Source organism: Chitinophaga sp. CF118 (genome assembly GCF_900112615.1).
In the GTDB taxonomy this organism is placed as follows: domain Bacteria; phylum Bacteroidota; class Bacteroidia; order Chitinophagales; family Chitinophagaceae; genus Chitinophaga.
Window position 1 is genome coordinate 221,524 of sequence record NZ_FOMK01000009.1, and the last position, 21,138, is coordinate 242,661.

The following is a 21,138-nucleotide window of genomic DNA, read 5'->3' on the forward strand; positions in this document are numbered from 1 at the left end:
AAGATACTATTTTTTTCGCTCTTTCCATAGCTGATTAAAGGATTTAGGTGCAAAAACAGGTAATTCCCTGTTATCCCCCCAGGCACCTGCAAAAAACTTCTTCATAAAGAAATTCTTGGTATTACCGCCTACAAGGTTCATCATACGGCGGCTTAGGCTAGCTTGTTTCCAGCCAAACCAGGACATTTTTTCTCCACCTGAAGTCAGGTTATCCTCCACCGCTTTATGCCGGTTGTTCAGCAGCAGTTCATGAATATTGATGCGTACCGGGCACACTTCGGTACAGTTACCACAAAGGGAAGAGGCATAGCTGAGATGCATATTTTCTTCCATCCCTTTTAAGTGTGGAGTAATGACGGAACCAATAGGTCCGCTGTAGGTAGTACCATAGGTATGGCCTCCTATATTTTTATATACGGGGCATGCATTGAGGCAGGCACCACAACGGATGCAGTACAAGCTTTCCCGCATTTCCGTATCTTTTAAAATGTTGGTACGTCCATTATCCATCAGGATCACATACATTTCTTCCGGACCATCCGTTTCGCCTTCCTGCCGTGGACCGCTGAAAATAGAATTGTAGACGGTTACCTGCTGTCCGGTACCATAAGTAGCCAGAAGCGGCCAGAAAAGTGCCAGGTCATTGATGGATGGTAACATCTTTTCTATGCCTACCAGTACGATATGTGTTTTGGGGAAGGCTGTGCTCAATCGTGCATTCCCTTCATTTTCAGTAACAGCAACGGCCCCGATATCTGCCAGGATGAAGTTGGCACCGGTGATGCCTATCTCTGCATCCAGGTATTTCTGGCGTAATTTTTCGCGGGCTACCAGTGTAAGCTCCTGGGGAGTAAGGTTTGGTGCTGTGCCCAGCTTTTCTTCAAACAGGCGGGCTACATCTTCCTTACTTTTATGCATGGCTGGTGTAACGATGTGGTAAGGCGGTTCCCCGTCCAGCTGTTGGATATATTCTCCCAGGTCCGTTTCCACACATTCTATCCCATGTTTTGCCAGGAAGCTGTTCAGATGAACCTCTTCGGTGGCCATAGATTTACTTTTCACAATGCTTTTACATTGTTTCGCTTCACAGATGGCCAGGATTTCGTCCAGAACCTGCTGTGCATTCTCTGCCCAAATCACTTTCCCGCCCCGGCGTGTAAAGTTGGATTCAAAATCTTCCAGATGTTTATCAAGGTGCTCCAGTGCTCTCCACTTGATATTCTTGGCCCGTTCACGCGCTGTTGTAAGGTCGGCAAACTGGTGTTTACCGGCTTTAACAGCCGTGTTATATTTACCAATATTATGATTGATGGTCTGTCGGTGGCCGAGGTCGGCCACTTTCTTTTCGCTATCTGCCAAAAAAGTGGACGCGTTCTGATGCATACGTTATTGAATTCGTAGTTCCGAATTACAAAAGCCGTACCGCTTTACGGTATTTGGGCTTTGCTTAACAACTGTTGGTAAAGATAGGGAATTGAAAGGATAGGATGAGCTCGTTTGTCTACTCTGCTTTGTACTTCTTTAATGCTATTTTATCCAATACCTCGTAAAATTCCTTTCCGTATTTGCGGATAATCGCATCGCGCAGGAAACGGTATACCGGTACACGTAATGATTTACCGTTTTTACAGGCAGGTTTGCATATGTCCCAGCGGTCATAATTTACCGCTTCAAAAGCTTCGTATTTCGTTACCCGGATAGGATACAGATGGCAGGACACTGGTTTTTTGAAATCCACTATGCCATCATTATATGCCTTCTCTATGCCACATCCCACCGTACCATAATCATCTATGGTTGCATAGGCACAGATTCCCTTGTTTACAATGGGAGTAACATACCCATATTCGTCATCTATGGTATTGGTACCTGTTTTTTCTATTTCTGCAATACCCTCTGGCCGCAGGTATGAAGCTATTTTAGGGTAGATTTTTTTGAGGATCTTTACTTCATCTTTTTCCAGCGGTGCACCACAATCCCCGGCAACACAGCATGCCCCTTTACAGGCACCCAGATTGCAAACGAATTGTTCCTCAATCACTTCATCGCTGATATATTTATCGTCTATTATGATCATTGTTAGTTAGCATCAATACTTACACGTGTTCTAATACCCGCGAAATTACAACAATCCAGCTGGTTTGCATAAACAACATGTTGTATGTTTAATGCAGAGAATGCCGTTACCCATAAACTATTTATTATCTCCACTTTAGGGTCTCCACCAGGTGTAGCATATCCTGTTGAAGGAACTGGTTTACAGGCGCAAGAGAATCTGCATTGGGTGCAGCATCAAAATAGAGTGCGCCTCGAAGGAAATGACGGACAGAATCTGTCACGAAGAATTGTTTGGCAGAGGCAGCATTACCCCCTACTTCGTAAAAAAGACCATTTACATTGTTAGGGGTAGCAATTGTTTTTTCATCAATGTATTCAGCCTTATAAGTGTGTTTATAGGTCATTTTGAATGCATCATTGATTAGTTGCTGAAAGTCATTCTGTGATTTGCCTATTTCTTTATAGCTCATGTAGATTTTACCGTTGAGGGAAGGGAACTCTACATTGATCCAGTACGGATTTTCAGTTTTCTGGCCAAAGAACAGGCTATCTTTTACAATATTTGCGTAAACGGGATATTCGAATGTGTAAGGATATCCCGGTTTATCAAAAAGCCGGTATTCTCTTTTGGGAAATTTTATCTCAAAATATCCACGTGGTTTAGGCGTATATGTTTGTTCACAGGCAGTTATGAATAATAATAGTGTAAATAACCAGCTATAAGCAGGTAGTATAAGGTAGATCTTGTTCCTTTTAGATATCATCACAAGCTGGTTGTTATGGTCACTGCTGTTTTATTCTTCTTCTGCATTTTGGCGGATGCTTATCTGTACTTTCTGGATACGCATTTTACTTACTTCCAGTACGGTAAAGTCATATTGCTCGTGGCTGATCACGCTATTCTCTTCTGGGAATTTCCCTGCGAGTTCCAGGATCAGGCCGCCGATGGAATCACTCTCTCCTTTTATTACTTCAAAAGTATCCGGAGGGATGTTCATGATTCGGCAAACGTCATTGAGCATGGTTTTACCTTCAAATACGTAGGTAAAGTTGTCCACCTTGCTGTAATTGAACTCTTCTTCATCAAACTCATCTTTGATATCACCTATCACTTCCTCTACGATGTCTTCCAGGGTCACGATCCCGGAAGTGCCACCAAACTCGTCCACTACTACAGCAAAGTGCATTCGTCTTGTCTGAAATTCGGAGAGGAGATCTTCAATCAGTTTATGACCATGCACGAAGAATGGTTGCCGCATAACGGTATGCCAATCAAATGCAGTTCCTTTATCGAGGTGGGGCAGGAGGTCTTTTGTATGGATTACCCCTACAATATTGTCAAGATTGCCTTTATATACCGGTAAACGGGAATAATGCAGATCTGCCACATGTTTTACAACGGAGGGGAAGGGATCATCATATTCAATACCAGACACATCCAGACGGGTATGCATGATCTGTTTTACGGTGATATTACCAAATTTGAGGATTCCTTTGAGTATGTTTTTCTCTTCCTGGGAGGCGGTAGGGTCTACACTCATTTCGATGGCTTCATCTATTTCCTGGTAGTTCACTGCGCCGCTGCCTCTGTGGAAGAATTTCGCCTCAATGCTTTCGCTTACGCTTACATAGAAGTCGCTTACCGGTTCCAGGGTAGCATGTATAATGCTGACAAACCAGGCGAAGTAGGTAGCGAAGCGGATATTATTCTGGGCAGCCCATACACGGGGAAGTACCTGGCCGAAGAAGAGGAGGACGAAAGTAATGATTGCAATCCGCACTACAAATGATACGACCGGCAGGGTTTGAAGGTCTTCCATTTGGGTAATGAGGTAGTTGGTAACCAGGATAAAAGCCAGGGAAAGGAGAATGCCGGCTATCTGGAGGGATGCCAGGAGGGACCGTGGCTTTTCCAGTAGTTTCGTAATCAGCTTGCCGCTGGTGTTCTGCCTCGTTTTAAGGGCATTTAAATCTTTATAGTTCAGCGAGAAGAAGGCTACTTCTGCGCCAGATACGATGAAGGCAAGTAATAACAATATAAATATTACAAGGAGGTAAATCACCACATTAGGGGTGGCAATTGGTACTGCTGCTTGTAATGTGGTAAGCTTACCGAATAGAATGCTTGCCGGATAGGTGTCCAAATTGTTCAACTTTGACGTGATAAATATTAAACCTGAGACTTTACACTACAAAGCAGGTTCCAAAAAAATGGGAAAGAAATTCAGGTATTAAATTGAATCGCTTTCCCTATATGCAAATATAAGTAATGTCCCATTACGGGATTATCAATTAAAAAGAATTAATATTTTTATTTGAATAGTTAAAAGGGCAGATCGTCCGCAGCGTCGTTCATTTGGGGTGGGATTTCCATGTTGGGGAAGTTATCTCCTGTAGAGCTACCTGTATTACTATGATGGATAGCGCTTTCAGTATTGTTGAGATCCATCCGTTTGTCCAACATAACTAAATTATCACCTACAACTTCTGTAGCAAATTTTTTATTTCCTTCCTTATCTTCCCAGCTACGGGTACGTAAGCGGCCTTCAATGTATACAAGGCTACCTTTGTGCAGGTATTTCTGTGCCAGTTCTGCGAGTCCGCGCCATAATACAACGGTATGCCATTCTGTTTGGGATATCAGTTTACCGGCCCTGTCCTTAAATGTTTCTGTAGTAGCAAGCGAAAACTTAGCTACTGCAATATTACCTTCTAAAAATTGTACATCCGGATCTCTACCCAAGTTGCCAATCAGGATTACTTTATTAACACCTCTCATTGTTGCAGGTTTTAATCTATTGATTTAAACTATTGAAAATATATTCTTCTTAAATAAAACAACCTTCTTAAAGTTAATATTTTTTTCCAATCGACAGGGAAAATTTTAAGGCATACTTTTAGCTTCAAATACCTTGCCGCAGCAAGTTAAGAGCAATTATCCCGCCCGGAATTATTAGATCAAAACAGGCTTAACTCTCCGCTTTTAAGAAAATCTGTAATGGTTTTCGGAAAGGCGAAATCATCCAGTTGTTTACGTGGAACTGCAATGTAGCCGGGCATTTCCGGTTGTTTTGATACTGACAGATAAATGAACTGACTATAAATTTTCTGATGTGTAAGCTGCTGCTTGAATGCAGCAGACATGCCTTCTATGTTGTAACGCATATCACCCAATGTATTTTTAAAGACGGGCATTGTCCGTAACGTGGAAATATCTGCTGGTTGTTGTGTTTCTACTAATATGAATTCGTGCAGGTTCTGCCAGATGTCGTTTTCTATACGTTTGCGAATATAGAGTTTGTCTTTGTATTGTAGCACCAGGTAGTTAAAGTATCTTTTTTTTACCACCAGTTTTTTTGATTTTACCGGTAAGAGGGTAGTAAGGTTAAGTTGCAGAGCTTTACATTTTTTGGCCAGCGGACAAATGTTACAGGCAGGCTGCTGGGGCTTACAGATCACTGCCCCGAAGTCCATGATGCTCTGGTTATAGACTGCCGACTGAGCATGTGGTAGCAATTCCTGTGCAAGTGTTGTGAATTGTTTTTTGCCGGCAGTACTATCAATCGGGGTATCAATATCAAAAAACCTGGATAATACGCGGAATACATTCCCATCTAATACTGCATGTGGCAGATTAAAGGCAAAAGAAGCAATAGCTGCCGCAGTGTATGGACCTACCCCCTTGAGAGATTGTATGGATTCGTATGTATTGGGAAAATGACCGTGGAACTGTTCCACAATCTGTCTGGCAGCAGCCAGCATATTTTTACAACGGGCATAATATCCCAGTCCCTGCCAGAGACGGAAAACGGCTTCTTCCGGAGCAGCAGCCAGATCCTGAACGGTGGGATAGGCCTGGATGAAGTTCTCATAATATGCCCATCCCTGTTCTACACGGGTTTGTTGCAGGATAATTTCAGACAGCCATATCCGGTAGGGATCCTTCTCACCTTTCCAGGGCATGGAGCGTGAATTATCATTGCTGTTCCATTGGAGGAGGGCCGGGGGAAAGAATTGCTTCATTAGTTATAAACGGGACGCTCCTGTGTGGAAGCGACTTGGAATTTTATTACAAATATAATGGGTGGATAGGGATAAAAGGGACAACTAATGACCTTAGAGGTAAGATTTTATGAAATTTTTTCAAGGGCCAGGAAGGTAGATTGTGTTTGATGACATCGATTTCTGTCCTGGAGAATAACCCTGGATTATACTATTTAGAGCCTTTTCTGGTACTGTCCGGGATACTGAAACGAATAGTTTTATAACAGAACTTATTGGGAAATAGACGAATATGTTAAGATATGCGTTATATAAATGTAGCATTTGAGTATTGATTTCAGCTATTTAGGACACATATTTGGTCCTTAAGTGCAGAAAAAAAAGGTGAAATGAATATTATTTTTTGTATATTCGTTAATGAGTGGTTTAGTGAAAATTTGTATGTCATACCTATAAAAGTGAACATGTACTGGTCAATAGTAATGAAATTATTCCTTCGTCCCAATTGTCCAACATTTTGCCTAGTAGTTAATAGTTAATGACTTGCATCCGGAAATATTAAGAAAAAGTAAGGTATAAGAAAAAAAGATAAAATTTATTTGCTTAAAATTCAGCAATTAAAAAAAAATAGATAATTTTGGGACAAGTAATCCTTCGCTTCAATTATGAGAAAAGCTGACTTAATTAACAATATTGCTGAAAAAACCGGCATACCTAAAGTAGATGTGTTAGTAACACTAGAGGCCATGTTTAAGGAGGTCAAAGAAGCGTTGGCTAATGGCGAGCATATCTATATAAGGGGATTCGGTAGCTTTATTACCAAGAAAAGGGCTGCGAAGATCGGCCGTAACATAAAGAAAAATGTTGCAGTTGAAATTCCAGAGCACTTTATTCCGGCCTTTAAGCCGTCAAAAGAATTCGTTGCAGAAGTAAAGAAGCTTAAAAGTTCTTAATTTCGCAGCCTAATCTTAAAGGCGTGCAAAAAAAACAAGTTCTCCTGGTTGGTGCCGCTGCGGCATTACTTATAGTATTGGTAGCCTTCGGCCGCACCATACCACATTCGGACAAAAAAGCGATGCCAACTGACACACACATGCATAGTGGTGGTCAGGAGGGACAACCTATTGCCTTCAACGAATTGCTGGCAGCAGCCAAGCAAAAAGTACCCGCATCAAAATTGCTCTCTATCACAACTTTGGAAAACAAGGTTGTGAGAGGTGATGTTAAGAATCAGCAAATAGCCGCTTATAAAGAATTGTATGCTACCTGGGATAGCCTGAATCAATTACCCATTGCTGCTTATTATCTTGGCGAAGCAGCCAAGTTGGAAAATTCCGAAAAAAGTCTCACCTTTGCAGCCAATTTATTTTTAGAACACCTGGAACACGCACAGGATCCTGCTGTATCGAAATGGGAAAGCTTGCAGGCTATTACCTTACTCGATCAGGCCCTTCAGCTTAGTCCCGGTAATGATTCCCTGAAAATAAAACAGGCGCTGCTGTATATGAATACCGGCGAGCCTATGACGGGTGTGGCAAAACTCAAGGAGGTAGTGGCAACCAATCCTGATAATGTTGAAGCTCAGTTAACTTTGGCAAATTTGGCTATTCAATCTGGCCAGAACGACAAGGCTATCGAAAGGATGGAAACGTTTCTACAGAAACATCCTGACGAAGCTAAAGCTATATTTGTCATGGCAGAGGCTTACCGCAGCAAAGGTGATGTCAAGAAAGCGGTTGAATTATTTGAGCAATGTAAAAAGCTACTCAAGGATCCATCGCTAAAAGCGGAAATCGACAACTATATTAAAAGCATTAGATAATATTTCATTTTTAAACTTTAAAACGTTTTAGCGTATGCCTTGCGGTAAGAAAAGAAAAAGACATAAGATTGCCACTCATAAACGTAAAAAGCGCTTGAGAAAGAACCGGCATAAGAAAGGTAAAAAATAGTTTTCTTCTGTTTCCCGCCATTTATACTAACCAGGTTTTATTTACGGCGCGGTGATCGGATAAATTTTTTTATATATCCTGCATGATTTTAGCGATTATTCTTAAATTGCTGAAGTCATGCAGGTTTTTCCACAAATCCCGCTTAGTATTCCGGATATTACCTGCAGATCGCTAAACCCTTAAGCAATCCATCATCACGTATACTAACATTTCGTTAGTTGTAATCTGGTATGCAGTAAGCTGTTATTTAATAGTCGTGCATAACACTAAGGTGAAGTTATAATGGTTAAAATATTGGACGCTTGAACAAGGAACTTATTATAAATGCGGCACCTACTGGTGTGGAAATAGCGTTGCTGGAAGACAAGAAGTTGGTTGAATTACACCACGAAAGTGGTAATCCCAATTTCTCAGTCGGGGATCTATACCTGGGGAGAGTTAAAAAACTCATTCCAGGTCTCAATGCAGCGTTTGTGGATGTTGGCTTTGAAAAGGATGCTTTTTTGCATTATACAGATCTAAGCCCTTACATCCGATCCATACTTAAATTTACACAGCAGGCAATCACCGACAAAACCCCAGAAGGGTTTGATTTTACAAAATTTAAGAATGAGCCGGAAATTGTAAAAACCGGCAAAATTACTGATGTGTTAGGCGGAAAGCCCAACATTCTTGTGCAAATACTGAAAGAACCGATCTCTTCCAAAGGCCCACGTCTGAGTTGCGAAATTTCATTACCCGGAAGGTTTATTGTGTTAACACCCTTTAACGACATTGTAGCGGTATCTAAAAAGATACACTCTTCCGAAGAAAGAAAAAGATTGCAGAAGATTGTGGAAGCTATCAAAACACCCAATTTTGGTGTTATTGTCCGCACTGCCGCAGAAGGAAAGAAAACAGCAGAGTTGCATGAAGATCTGACTACATTGGTAGAAACCTGGAGAAACATTCAGTCAAATCTTCGTGGGGGGACCCCTCCGCAAAAGATCCTGAGTGAACAGGCCAAAACCACCAGTATATTAAGAGATCTTCTGAATGAGAGCTTTAACCGTATAGTCATCAATGATAAGAACATGTACACTGATACCAGGGCCTATATCGGAAAGATAGCCCCGGAAAAACAGGACATCGTTCATCACTATCATAATGGTGCTCCGATCTTTGATCACTATGGTATTACCCGGCAGGTGAAGGCGTCATTTGGTAAAACAGTGAACCTCGACAGTGGTGTATACCTGATCATAGAAGCTACGGAAGCCCTGCACGTAATAGACGTGAACAGTGGCTATAAAAGCTCCAGTAACAACCAGGAACAGAATGCGCTGGCTTCTAATCTGGAAGCTGCAGGGGAAATAGCCCGACAACTAAGATTGCGCGATCTCGGTGGTATCATTATCATTGACTTCATTGATATGAAATTGCCCGAGAACAAAAAGGTAGTATACGAAGCAATGGAGAAATTCATGTCGCAGGACAGAGCCAAGCATACTATTCTGCCGATCTCTAAGTTTGGACTGATGCAGATAACCCGTCAGCGTGTTAAACCGGAAGTAACTATTTCAGTGGCAGAAGATTGCCCAACATGTCATGGCACTGGTAAGATAGGCGCCTCCGTATTAATTATAGACGAGGTTGAAAAGAATCTCCAATACCTGATAAATCATCAGCATAAAGGACTCTCTATCAGGGTACATCCGGTATTCTATGCTTTCCTTGCTAAAGGTTTCCTTACTTCCCGCCAATGGAAATGGTATTTCCAGTATAAGAAATGGGTGAAGGTAAAAGCAGATTCTAATTACCACCTTACCGAGTACCGCTTTTTTGACGCCAACGACGAAGAAATTAAATTATAATTTACTGCTTAATAGAAAACGCTTAACGCTACATGCCAATTGCATGTAGCGTTAAGCGTTTTTCCTTTAGAATGCCGGAAAAATGTTAAACCAATAACTCCTGTTCCATAGAAGCTACCGGTTTATTGGATGTATTTATTATTTACATGCGACCACTGATATTTCCACATTAACACCTTTGGGCAGCCCTGATACTTCTACAGTTTCACGGGCAGGAAAATATCCCAGGAAGTATTTACCATACACTTCATTGATCTGTGAGAAATTCTTCATGTCTGTAATAAAGATGGTTGTCTTTAGTACATCGTTAAAATCCATAGCGGCCGCCGCCAGGATGTTCTTCAGATTTTGCATTACCTGATGTGTTTCGGTTGTAATATCCTCCGTCATAAGCTGGCTGCTTTCCGGATGAAGGGCTATCTGTCCGGAAACAAACAACATATTGCCTGCTTTTACTGCCTGACTGTAAGGGCCGATAGGGGCGGGAGCATTTGAAGTATTGATTATCTGTTTATCCATAGTTGTAAAATTATGGAAGAATCGATTACGGCGAATTTTTAATTCATCATTGTTAATGATTTAATTATCATTGCTCACGATTAATACGTCATTATTAGTTATTAATTAATAGGTTTGCGAAAATTTTGCACATGAAGATCCTTATAGTAGGAGATGCGCAACGTTATAATGCTCTGCTGCTGAAAGGTGGTTTTAACGGGCAACAGATACAGCAGGTGGCTACGCTGGAGAGGGTTGAATCACTGGCATCTTATCAGCTGGTGATAGATCTGATTTTTGACGATCATCCTGAGCATGCAGCCTTATATGCAAAGTTCCCGGAGATACCGGTACTGGCAGGTATTGTAAAAACTTCCCTTGCAGCAGTTATGAACAACTATGCATTCAGTCAGGGATTTAACCTGGTAGGATGTAACTGGTTACCAGGATTTATTGAGATGCCGGTAACAGAAGTCTCGCTCATGGATGATGAACAGCAACCATTGCTTCAGGATCTAATGAGACAGCTGGGCTGGCAGTTTGAAGTGGTAAAGGATAGTGTGGGAATGGTTACTCCCCGCGTGGTGTGCATGATTATCAATGAAGCATATATGGCCGCAGAAGAAGAGATCGCATCCAGAGCAGATATCAATACGGCTATGCGACTGGGAACAAACTACCCGCTGGGGCCATTTGAATGGTGCGAAAAGATAGGGGTAAAACATGTGGCGGAGGTTTTATCAGCAATATCAGCTGCTACTGGAAATGAAAGATATAAAGTTAGCCCTTTGCTGGCGAGGGAGGCACAAACATCAAATGTAAAATAGATTGTCTTTAATACTCAATATAGATACTGCTACAGCAACAGGTTCTGTTTGCCTTTCAAAGGACGGAAAGCCTTTACAAACACTGGTAAATGACCAGCAGCGGGATCATGCCGCAACCATGATCCTTTTCGTTCAGGAAATAATGAAAACCCAGAAGATCACCTCTGCACAACTGGATGCTGTGGCCGTAAGCGCCGGGCCGGGGTCTTACACTGGTTTGCGGGTGGGAGTAGCTACTGCCAAAGGATTATGTTATGCCTGGGGCAAGCCATTGATAGCTGTTTCTACTTTACAGATGATGGCTCAGGGAATGCAACAGCAGTTGCAGGATACAACCGCGTTTTATTGCCCCATGCTGGATGCCCGTCGTATGGAAGTATATACCGCCCTATATAAGGGAGATCTGTCAACTATTATCCCGCCAGAAGCTCTTATCCTTACACCTGATGCATTTAGGGAGCAGCTTAATCAGCATAAAACTTACTTTTTTGGAGATGGTAGTGAAAAATGGCAGCAGCTTTTGCCAAATCATCATAATGCTTTGTTTGTACCTTATAAAATAAGTGCCGCTCATTTGTCAGCACTTTCTAATGCTGCTTTTAGCCGTCAGGAGTTCGTTGATGTAGCATATTTTAGTCCTTTTTACCTCAAACCCTTCCATTTCAATAACAAAAAATAGCCATTTTCCGGTATCTTTTTCTTAGTTGTGTCACAGAACTGTCAAATTATGTTTAATTGGCAAGTAATGACCATCTATATATTAAAAAATAAGGTATAGAAGTTTTTTTTATTACGACTAATATTATATTTTTGTATAAATCGATACCCGGTTATTGTTTTCTAACAATGTGTGGGTTTACTGTCCGTTGATCCCTTTCATTTCATCATTACTTTAAAAACTATTATGCGATGGAAAAAACATTATTAACTACCTCTTCTAATACTCTTATTATTTCTAGAGGTACCAATGAAAAAGACCAAATTAAATTGGATTACATTGCTGTTAAGAAGGCTGCGATGGTATTGCGTGCAATAAACCATAAGCTGCGCCAGCAGATGATTAAGTTGCTGGAAGATCACAAAAAAATGACAGTTACTGAAATCTACGTTAAGCTTCGCCTGGAGCAGTCTGTTGCCTCACAGCACCTGGCTATCCTGCGTCGTGCCGGCATTGTGATTACAGAGAGAGATGGCAAATTCATTCACTATACAATCAACAAACAACGTATAGCTGAAGTTGCCAAATTTGTAGAAGAGCTGGTAGGCTAAATCTGGTTTTAGTTGACTCGTCAACAGAGTACAAAAAATATTCGGGCCTAACTGAGAGTCGCATTTAAACTTTTAGTTAGGCTCTAATTTTGACGTACCAAGGTTACAATTGAAGTGAATTATATTACTCAAATGAGTAGTATTTTATTACCTGCGTAATTCCCGTTATATATAATAACAGGTAAAATGATGGTATGCCCATGCTAAAATGGTGTTAAAAGACATATCATATTATGACTTCTCTCATACATTCCTCCACTTATAAAGTTGTAAATTTGTCCGAAATCAAAAACCGATGTTCGTCAAGCAACTTTATACGAATTGCTTATCAGAAGCTGCCTACTTTATAGAGTCTGAAGGTGAAGCTGTCGTGATAGATCCCCTACGGGATATCGAAGCTTACCTTGACCTGGCTAAAGAACGGAATGCTACCATTAAGTATATTTTCGAAACACACTTTCATGCAGATTTTGTATCAGGCCATCTCGACCTTGCTGCAGCCACAAAAGCTCCTATTGTTTTCGGACCGGAAGCCGTTACCAATTTTCCGATCTACCTGGCAAAAGATGCTGAGAAATTCTCTATAGGTAAACTGACACTTGAAGTATTGCATACACCAGGTCATACTATGGAGTCTACCTGCTATTTATTGTATGATGAGAATGGGGTAGCCTCCAGTCTGTTTACCGGAGATACTCTCTTTGTAGGAGATGTTGGTCGCCCGGACCTTTTCAGCGGTAACCATACCAAAGAAGAACTGGCTGCTATGCTATTCGATTCTCTAAATAATAAGATAAAAACATTACCGGATAACGTAACAGTATATCCGGCGCATGGTCCCGGTTCCTCCTGTGGTAAGAACCTGGGTCCTAATACATCCAGTACCCTGGCAGATGAAAAGAGTACTAACTATGCCTTGCTCGCTACCGATAAAAATCAATTTATCAAAGAAGTAACAGACGGACTCTCTACCCCTCCTTCTTATTTCCCAATCAACGCTAAGATAAACAAGGAAGGGTATGACACATTGAAAGCCGTCATGGAGAAAAGCAATGTACCACTGTCTGTTGCAGATTTTAAGCAGAAGATCAAAGAAGGAATGCTTGTGCTTGACACCCGTCCCGCAGCGACCTTTGCCGAAGGTTTTGTACCCAGCTCCATTAGTATTGGACTGGAAGGTCGTTTTGCTGAATGGGCAGGCAGCTTATTGCCATTTGATGAAAATATCCTGCTGGTAACAGAAGCTGGTAAAGAAGAAGAAACGATTGTTCGCCTGGCCCGCGTTGGGTTTGATCATGTGGATGGTTACCTGAAGGGTGGTTATGAGGCCTGGATAGCCGCTGGAGAAAAACTGGATATGATTATTACTGTAGAACCCGATGAACTGGCAATGGATATTCCTCATGATCCAAATCTGATCATACTGGATGTGCGTAAACAGGCAGAATATGCAGACGGACATATTAAAGACGCAATCAATCTTACTCTGAGTGATATGGTAGATCCTGGTACCATGGCAGATTTTGATGACAATCATAACCTGTATGTACATTGCCAGGGTGGATACCGCAGTATCATTGCCTGTTCTATACTGAAAAGAGAAGGGATTCATAACCTCCGTAATGTAGAGGGTGGGTATAACAGCATGAAGAGTACAAAGGGATTGGAGATTATGCAGGAAAAGAATGTGCTGAACTAGTTTTCAGAAAGATATAAAAATGTGAAGGAGAAAGGCCGCAAAGCTTTTCTCCTTTTTCTGTTCCACAGGTATGCTTTTTGAACTTTACCAGTAAAGATTTCTATGGGAAAACAACTGGAAGGGCAAATAGCACTTGTTACCGGAAGCAGCAGTGGTATAGGCGCAGGCATTGCCATCGCATTGGGGGAGGCAGGGGCCACGGTAATTGTGAATTATCATAGTGATAAAAGTCGAAAAAGTGCGGAAGAGGTACTTGTAAAGATTAAATCGGCAGGTAGTGGTGGTATAGTTTTCCAATGTAATATCAGTATAGAACGAGAAGTGAAAGAGATGTTTGCGGAAATTCTTGCCCGTTTTGGAACAATAGATATTGTAGTAACCAATGCAGGTATTCAACAAGATGCCCCATTTCTTGAAATGACATTGGAACAATGGAATGCCGTAATTAGTACTAATCTTACAGGGCAATTTCTGTGTGCAAGGGAGGCGGCAAAAGAGTTTAAACGCCGGGGTGTAAAACGGGAACGGTCAAAAGCTGCTGGCAAGATCATTTGTATGAGCAGTGTACATGAAGTTATCCCCTGGGCCGGCCATGTTAATTACGCTGCAAGTAAAGGTGGTGTAAAACTGTTGATGCAATCCATGGCGCAGGAACTGGCACCACTTAAAATAAGAGTAAATAGTCTGGCTCCAGGAGCTATCAAAACCCGAATCAATAAAGATGCGTGGGATACACCTGAAGATGAAAAGAAATTGCTGGAACTGATTCCATATGAAAGGATAGGAGAAGCTGAAGATGTTGCAAAGGCGGCAGTATGGCTGGCCAGTGACGAAAGCGACTATGTAACTGGTATAACATTATTCATTGATGGAGGAATGACGTTGTATCCAGGATTTGCGGATAATGGTTGATATTTATCTGTTTTAATTGATTAGCAATTAATTATGTTAAAACAATTTTCTATTCTAGCATGTTATTTGTAAAACTCAATTAAACTTTTAACCATGAGAAACAGATATTTATTGATGGCAGGCTTATTATTCACAGCGGTAAGCCTATTTTCCTGTCAACCAAGCGACAGTACAATTCAACAAGGGGTAAATGAAAAACTTGCCAGTACTCCAGGTATCACCGGCGAAGTAAGTAGTGGTGTAGTAACATTAAGCGGAGAGGTAAGTGATGATGCTGCAAAAACATCTGCCGAAGAATCTGTAAAGAGTGTGAGCGGAGTAAAATCTGTAACTAACAATGTGATGGTACAGGCAGCTGTTCCAACACCTACTCCACCGCCAGCAGCAGCACTGAGCCCTGACGATATGCTGAAGAACACATTAGACTCTGCTTATAAAGCAGATGGTTATGCAGAGATTACTGTCGCTGTTAACAATGGAGAAGTTACACTTGAAGGAAATGCAAAGAAAGCAGATGTAAAGAAGATCGTGAAAACTGCAGAAGATGCTAAAGCTAAGAAAGTGAACAATAAACTGACTGTGAAATAAAGAATGCATTATCTAAAAGCTACTCCGTCTGCGGTTAATCTGTAGGCGGAGTCGTTATTTAAACTAGTTATCAGTGCTGTAAACATTAATAACTAGTTTAAATGTGTTGTCTATTTAGTTGATGCTTTATATTCATGTTTCCATCTTCGGTGGCTCCAAACCCATACTTCCGGTTGTTCACGGATATTCTTCTCCAGGAATTGCACAAATGCTTCTGTGATAGCACCATCAGGTGCCTGCAGGGGTTCTTCGAAAGCGAGTTTGAGTGTAGCATGATAATAACCACGTTTCGTTTTGCGGATGTCTGCAAATACTACAGGGATATCATTTCTTTTTGCGGTCATTTCAGGTCCCTTATAAAAAGCCGTCATTTTGTTCAAAAAGGGATACCAATAACAACGACGGGGATTTCCAGGATTCTGATCTGCTACCAGCGCAATGAGATATTGTTTGCTCAGCCAGGGCTGTATACTCTCCTTAATATCATTCGCCGGAAGGAGAATACTTCCGGACCTTTCACGGAAATGGCGAAAGAGCCTGTCTGCAGCTTTATTAGTAAGCGGCATATATACTACCAGGAAAGGAAACTGAACACCCTGCATACAAAACTGGTTTGCCCATTCCCAGTTAAAATTATGGCCCAGATGCAGTTGGCAGCTTTTGCCTTTTGCATAGAGTTCATGTAATACAGTAAGATCACAGATAAAACGACGTTCCAGTTCTTTGGGGCGGATGGTTAACAGCTTGAGTGTTTCTACCATCATATCCGTCAGATTCAGGTAGTACTTTTTAGCGAGCAGTGTGATCTCCTTGTTTGTTTTATCGGGGAAAGCCTGCCGCAGGTTTTCGAACACTACCTTTTTACGATAGCCCACGACGTAGTAAATGATCAGATATAATCCGTCACTGATGAAGTATAACAACCATAATGGCAATATGGAAATTCCATATGTGAATGCCAGCAAAAAATAATACATGTCAGCTACGATTTCTATAACACAATATTCTGTACCAATGCGCTCTTCTGCGGATAATCAGTATTAAAATGTAAACCACGGCTTTCTTTACGGAAGGAGGCGCTCTTCACTATCAGATAACCAACTGTAATGAGATTACGCAATTCACAAAGCTGAGGTGAAACTTCTGTTCTTTCGTATAGCGCTTCTGTTTCTTCATGCAAGATATCCAGTCTGCGTATAGCACGTTGCAAACGTTCGTTTGTGCGTACAATACCCAGGTAGTCGCTCATGATCTGTTTCAGCTCTTTCAAGCTTTGTGTAATCAGGATCATCTCCTTGGGTGCAGTAGTACCGGCCGCATTCCAGTCTGGTACATCATTCTTTAATGGAATGGAAGCAATCCTTTTAACGGCATCTATATAACAGCGGTGAGCAAATACCATTGCTTCCAGCAGCGAATTGGAGGCCAGTCGGTTTGCACCATGCAGTCCAGTACTTGAACATTCTCCACATGCATACAGATTGTTGATAGAAGTACGTCCCCATTCATTTACTTTAATACCACCACAACTATAGTGTGCTGCTGGTGATACGGGGATCATATCTTTCTTTACATCAATACCTGCAGAAAGACATTTCTCATAGATGTTTGGAAAGTGGTGTACAAACTTTTCCATATCCATATGCCGGCAATCGAGATACACAAATTCTGTACCGTCTATCTTCATTTCACTGTCTATCGCGCGGGCAACAATATCACGGGGAGCAAGAGAGAGTCGTGCATCATACTTGTGCATAAACTCTTCTCCATGAATATTTCGCAAAATGCCTCCATCGCCACGCACCGCTTCAGTAATCAGGAAGGCATTATTTACACCGGGTTGATATAAAGCAGTAGGATGGAACTGGATAAATTCCATGTTCTCAATCCGGCCCTTTGCACGGTATACCATTGCTACCCCATCGCCTGTTGCGATTGGAGGATTGGTAGTACTGCGGTATACCTGTCCATTGCCACCAGTAGCAACTAATGTAATGCGACTCAGGATCTTTTCGATCTTATTGGTGAGAAGGTTTAGGACGTATACGCCGTAGCATTCAATATCCGGTGTTGATTTAGTGATCAGATAACCCAGGTGATGCTGTGTAATAAGATCTACTACAAAGCAATGGGTAATCAGTTCTATATTCGGGTTTTTGTGAATAGCATCCAGCAAAGCGCGTTCAATTTCCTTTCCCGTAACATCTTTATAGTGGATAACCCTAAACTCAGAATGTCCGCCTTCACGACCAAGGGAAAAGGTGCCGGTATCATTCTTATCAAAGTTGGCTCCCCATTCAATAATCTCATTTACGCGTTCCGGGCCTTCCTTTACAACTATCTCAACAATTTGTTTATTGCAAAGACCATCGCCGGCAATGAGGGTATCATCAATATGTTTTTCAAAGCTGTCATTCTCCAGGTCGTTCACCACGGCTACACCACCCTGAGCATATTTCGTATTGGTTTCGTCTTCGCGGGTTTTGGTAATAATTGTAATTTTTTTATCAGGGCACTCTGCTGCCACCTTTAAGGCATATGTTAGGCCCGCAATACCCGAACCAATCACTAAGAAGTCTGTCTGTTGCATAGTTACTTTAGCAAGAACCAAATGTACGTTTTAATTTGTTCTTATGTTTCGAGGGGCATAGCCTACCCGGATCTGTAAATACCAGGTGCATAGTTTCTATTGCTCCAGGATATAAGTCACACTACCGGGAGTAATATATGGAAGGTAGTACCATTATTGTTCGTATGACTTACTTTGAGTTGTCCTCCATGTAACTGGATAATTTGTTGTGAAAGGCTAAGGCCGATTCCACTGCCCTTTTTCTTGGTTGTATAGAAAGGGATAAAGATCTTGTCCATTGCGTCTGTATCGATGCCCGGACCATTATCTGTGATCTCTATGCTTACCTGACTGTTATTACTCAGGCTGACGGTTACGCCAATGGCAGGTTGTTGCACCTGTTCCAATGCATCCATTGCATTTTTAATAAGATTGATCAGCACCATTTGCAACTGAGCTACATCAACATGGATTTCTGTACTAACGGATTCTACCTGATAATGATAATAGATGCCTGCCTGTTTCATTTCAGGAAGTAATAACTGGCTAACACCCGTGATCAGTTCTTTAATGTTAATATTTGTGAACTGGGGTTTTGGAAGTGTGGTATAGTCCCGGTAGGCATTCACAAAATTCATGATGCCTTTACTGCGGCTCTTGATAGTTTCCAATGCTTCCCGTAAGTCTGTGATGGCTTCCTGCTGCTGCGTTTCCGGTAAGATATCCTGCTCCACAATATCCTGCATGGTACTAATAAGAGACACGATCGGCGTAACTGAGTTCATGATCTCATGCCGTAGTATTTTTGTCAGGTTCTGCCATGCCTCCAGTTCTTTTTCCTGTAATTCTGCATGGATGTTCTGAATAGACAACAGCTTCACCAGTCGTCCCTGCAGTCTTACTGTAGCTGCATGGATCGACAGTTGTTGCTCCTGGTGAGTGCGGTATAAAATCTTATTCCCTGAATGTACTTGTAGCAATAACTCAGGTAAGCCTGGATGTACATTTTTGAGTTCCGAAATATTGCGCAGGCGGTAAATACCTAATAAACGAAAAGCTGCGGGGTTAATCAGTTCTATTCTTCCTTCTGTATCAAATGACAACACACCAATGCTGATATGCTGAACAATGGTGTCGATGTATTTCAGATTCGCTTCCTTTTCTGCACGCGTTTGACGAAAGGCTTCCAGCACTTCATTGAACTGGTGGTTCAATGCCTGGAAACTTTTTCCCATTTTGTTATCTGCACTGAAACGGATGGAAAAATCTTCATAACGGATAGATTCAAGAAACAGCGTGAGTTTGCGGTTCACCCTGTTGATGTAATAATACATGCCATAGATCTGGAGGCACATCAGTATGACAATAACCAGCCCGGAAAGCGTACCCAGTTTATACCATACCCATACACCTGCTATGGTAGTAGCAGTCAGCAATATGATACGAAGGAAAATAGTAATACTGAATCTGTTCATGATGGGGCTAGATATTGTATTTTTCCAGTCTTCTGTATAGTGCGGCTCTGCTAAGGCCCAGTTCTTTAGCGGCTTCTGTGATGTTGCCATTCACCTTTTTCATGGCCTGGGTAATGATATTACGTTCCATTTCTTCCAGGTTATAACCGGTATTCAACTGCTGATCCTGTGCGGGTGATTTTAAGAATACATCTTTAGGCATCAGTACTTTTCCCTGCGAAAGGATCACGGCTCTTTCCATGGCATGCTGCAGTTCCCGGATATTGCCCGGCCATTCATACTGTTGTAGCTGTTGTACCAGTGATTCGTGAAGGCTGATAGCGGAACGTTTGTATCGCTCGCGGTACAATTGGAGGAAATGTTCCGCTAGCGGAATGATATCTTCTACACGTTCGCGAAGCGCAGGGAGATGTATTTCTATAGTGTTAATACGATAGAGCAAATCTTGCCGGAACTGGTGTTGTGCAGCCATCTGTTCCACATTACGGTTGGTTGCACAGATCAGGCGTACATCCAGGGGAATGGCTTTGTTGCTCCCTACCCGGGTCACTGCTCTGTTTTGCAATACGGTGAGCAGTTTTGCCTGAAAGGGCAGGGAGATGTTCCCAATCTCATCAAGGAAAATGCTCCCACCAGAAGCTTCTTCAAAACGGCCACTGCGGTCGTCACGGGCATCTGTAAACGCGCCCTTTACATGCCCGAATAATTCACTTTCAAAAAGTGTTTCGCTGATAGCTCCAAGGTCTACACTTACAAAAGGTTGGGCCGTGCGATGTGATAGCTGATGAATATGGCGTGCCAGCATATCCTTGCCGGTACCATTCTCTCCCAGGATCAGGATATTGGCATCTGTAGCAGCTACCCGTTGTGCGGTATCCAATACCTGTAGCATACCGGGGCTGCTGCCTATAATTGAAGAGGATGTTTGTGATGTGGGGGTAGGCGCTATTTTTTCCTGGTTCCTGTTCTTTTTGTTGTAAGCGGCCTGCATTGTAGCCAGCAGCTTTTCATTTTCCCAGGGTTTTAGAACAAAGTCTGCCGCGCCAGCTTTGATAGCACGCACTGCCATTTCAACATCTCCATATGCGGTAAACATGACTACAGCTGCTGTGGGCTGAAGATCCAGAATGCGGTCCAGCCATTCAAAACCTTCTTTACCACTGCTAAGATCACGGGTAAAATTCATGTCCAGCAGGATCACGTCATATTCAAAGTTCGATACGAGATATGGGATCTTTTGCGGATTGCGCTCAAAGTCCACTTGCCCGAAATGCCTTTTTAATAATAGCCGGGCGGCACGGAGCACATCCATATCATCATCTACAATCAGAATTTTTCCAGGCAGTGTTGTGGTCATAATAACTTCTTATATATAATTTGTAAAGACATCCGCAAACAACGTTCCCGACAAATGGAAGAGATACCTGCCGGTGGTG

At 42.0% G+C, this 21,138-nt stretch carries 20 protein-coding genes; 9 read left to right on the plus strand and 11 right to left on the minus strand.

All coding sequences use genetic code 11. The annotated features are described in order from the left end of the window. Positions 1-6 precede the first annotated feature (6 nt). The 6 genes from BM176_RS26305 to mutY form a co-directional block, all read right to left on the minus strand. Positions 7-1,383 carry a LutB/LldF family L-lactate oxidation iron-sulfur protein gene (locus BM176_RS26305; protein WP_090107385.1) on the minus strand — a complete coding sequence of 459 codons (1,377 nt, stop codon included), beginning with the start codon at positions 1,381-1,383 and terminating at the stop codon, positions 7-9. 118 nt (positions 1,384-1,501) lie between these two features. Then, positions 1,502-2,077: a DUF3109 family protein gene (locus BM176_RS26310; protein ID WP_090107386.1), complete on the minus strand. Its 576-nt coding sequence runs from the start codon at positions 2,075-2,077 to the stop codon at positions 1,502-1,504. A 124-nt stretch (positions 2,078-2,201) separates the two neighbouring features. Beyond that, complete coding sequence (gene gldD / locus BM176_RS26315; RefSeq protein ID WP_143097937.1) at positions 2,202-2,822, minus strand: gliding motility lipoprotein GldD; 621 nt, start codon at positions 2,820-2,822, stop codon at positions 2,202-2,204. 30 nt (positions 2,823-2,852) lie between these two features. Further along, positions 2,853-4,211, minus strand: coding sequence for a gliding motility-associated protein GldE (gene gldE / locus BM176_RS26320; protein ID WP_255373591.1), 1,359 nt, complete (start codon positions 4,209-4,211; stop codon positions 2,853-2,855). Positions 4,212-4,381: 170 nt separating this feature from the next. After that, the gene (locus BM176_RS26325; RefSeq protein WP_090107388.1) at positions 4,382-4,837 is read right to left on the minus strand and encodes a single-stranded DNA-binding protein; all 456 of its coding nucleotides are present in this window, start codon (positions 4,835-4,837) and stop codon (positions 4,382-4,384) included. 179 nt (positions 4,838-5,016) lie between these two features. After that, positions 5,017-6,081 carry an A/G-specific adenine glycosylase gene (mutY, locus tag BM176_RS26330; RefSeq protein WP_090107389.1) on the minus strand — a complete coding sequence of 355 codons (1,065 nt, stop codon included), beginning with the start codon at positions 6,079-6,081 and terminating at the stop codon, positions 5,017-5,019. Between the two features lie 644 nt (positions 6,082-6,725). Here mutY and BM176_RS26335 point away from each other — a divergent pair. From BM176_RS26335 to BM176_RS26345, 3 genes are all read left to right on the plus strand, one after another. Then, on the plus strand, positions 6,726-7,013 hold the full coding sequence (locus tag BM176_RS26335) for an HU family DNA-binding protein (RefSeq protein WP_073084475.1): 288 nt from the start codon (positions 6,726-6,728) through the stop codon (positions 7,011-7,013). Between the two features lie 23 nt (positions 7,014-7,036). Beyond that, complete coding sequence (locus BM176_RS26340) at positions 7,037-7,882, plus strand: tetratricopeptide repeat protein (protein ID WP_090107390.1); 846 nt, start codon at positions 7,037-7,039, stop codon at positions 7,880-7,882. 432 nt (positions 7,883-8,314) lie between these two features. Continuing rightward, positions 8,315-9,865 carry an Rne/Rng family ribonuclease gene (locus tag BM176_RS26345; RefSeq protein WP_090107391.1) on the plus strand — a complete coding sequence of 517 codons (1,551 nt, stop codon included), beginning with the start codon at positions 8,315-8,317 and terminating at the stop codon, positions 9,863-9,865. Positions 9,866-10,003: 138 nt separating this feature from the next. Here BM176_RS26345 and BM176_RS26350 read toward each other — a convergent pair whose 3' ends face one another. Then, positions 10,004-10,384, minus strand: coding sequence for a RidA family protein (locus BM176_RS26350; protein WP_090107392.1), 381 nt, complete (start codon positions 10,382-10,384; stop codon positions 10,004-10,006). Between the two features lie 131 nt (positions 10,385-10,515). Between BM176_RS26350 and BM176_RS26355 the strand changes: the two genes are divergently transcribed. The 6 genes from BM176_RS26355 (at position 10,516) to BM176_RS26380 (ending at position 15,658) form a co-directional block, all read left to right on the plus strand. Beyond that, positions 10,516-11,190, plus strand: coding sequence for a 3-hydroxyacyl-CoA dehydrogenase family protein (locus BM176_RS26355; protein ID WP_090107393.1), 675 nt, complete (start codon positions 10,516-10,518; stop codon positions 11,188-11,190). Position 11,191: 1 nt separating this feature from the next. Continuing rightward, positions 11,192-11,869: a tRNA (adenosine(37)-N6)-threonylcarbamoyltransferase complex dimerization subunit type 1 TsaB gene (tsaB, locus tag BM176_RS26360; RefSeq protein ID WP_090107394.1), complete on the plus strand. Its 678-nt coding sequence runs from the start codon at positions 11,192-11,194 to the stop codon at positions 11,867-11,869. 230 nt (positions 11,870-12,099) lie between these two features. Beyond that, complete coding sequence (locus tag BM176_RS26365; protein ID WP_012788619.1) at positions 12,100-12,459, plus strand: ArsR/SmtB family transcription factor; 360 nt, start codon at positions 12,100-12,102, stop codon at positions 12,457-12,459. A 295-nt stretch (positions 12,460-12,754) separates the two neighbouring features. Continuing rightward, positions 12,755-14,158, plus strand: coding sequence for an MBL fold metallo-hydrolase (locus tag BM176_RS26370; protein WP_090107395.1), 1,404 nt, complete (start codon positions 12,755-12,757; stop codon positions 14,156-14,158). A gap of 102 nt (positions 14,159-14,260) precedes the next feature. Then, positions 14,261-15,070: an SDR family oxidoreductase gene (locus BM176_RS26375; protein ID WP_090107396.1), complete on the plus strand. Its 810-nt coding sequence runs from the start codon at positions 14,261-14,263 to the stop codon at positions 15,068-15,070. Positions 15,071-15,163: 93 nt separating this feature from the next. After that, positions 15,164-15,658 (plus strand): BON domain-containing protein, encoded by a 495-nt coding sequence (locus BM176_RS26380; protein ID WP_090107397.1) that lies wholly within the window; start codon positions 15,164-15,166, stop codon positions 15,656-15,658. A 110-nt stretch (positions 15,659-15,768) separates the two neighbouring features. Here BM176_RS26380 and BM176_RS26385 read toward each other — a convergent pair whose 3' ends face one another. The 4 genes from BM176_RS26385 to BM176_RS26400 all read right to left on the minus strand — a co-directional run bounded on the left by BM176_RS26385 (position 15,769) and on the right by BM176_RS26400 (position 21,059). Then, a complete protein-coding gene (locus tag BM176_RS26385) occupies positions 15,769-16,635 on the minus strand; it encodes a lysophospholipid acyltransferase family protein (RefSeq protein ID WP_090107398.1) in 867 nt (288 codons plus the stop codon). A 14-nt stretch (positions 16,636-16,649) separates the two neighbouring features. Further along, the gene (nadB, locus tag BM176_RS26390; RefSeq protein ID WP_090107399.1) at positions 16,650-18,248 is read right to left on the minus strand and encodes an L-aspartate oxidase; all 1,599 of its coding nucleotides are present in this window, start codon (positions 18,246-18,248) and stop codon (positions 16,650-16,652) included. 116 nt (positions 18,249-18,364) lie between these two features. After that, positions 18,365-19,702, minus strand: coding sequence for a sensor histidine kinase (locus BM176_RS26395; RefSeq protein WP_090107400.1), 1,338 nt, complete (start codon positions 19,700-19,702; stop codon positions 18,365-18,367). 7 nt (positions 19,703-19,709) lie between these two features. Beyond that, entirely contained in the window at positions 19,710-21,059 is a 1,350-nt protein-coding gene (locus BM176_RS26400; RefSeq protein WP_090107401.1) for a sigma-54-dependent transcriptional regulator, read from the minus strand. Positions 21,060-21,138 lie beyond the last annotated feature (79 nt).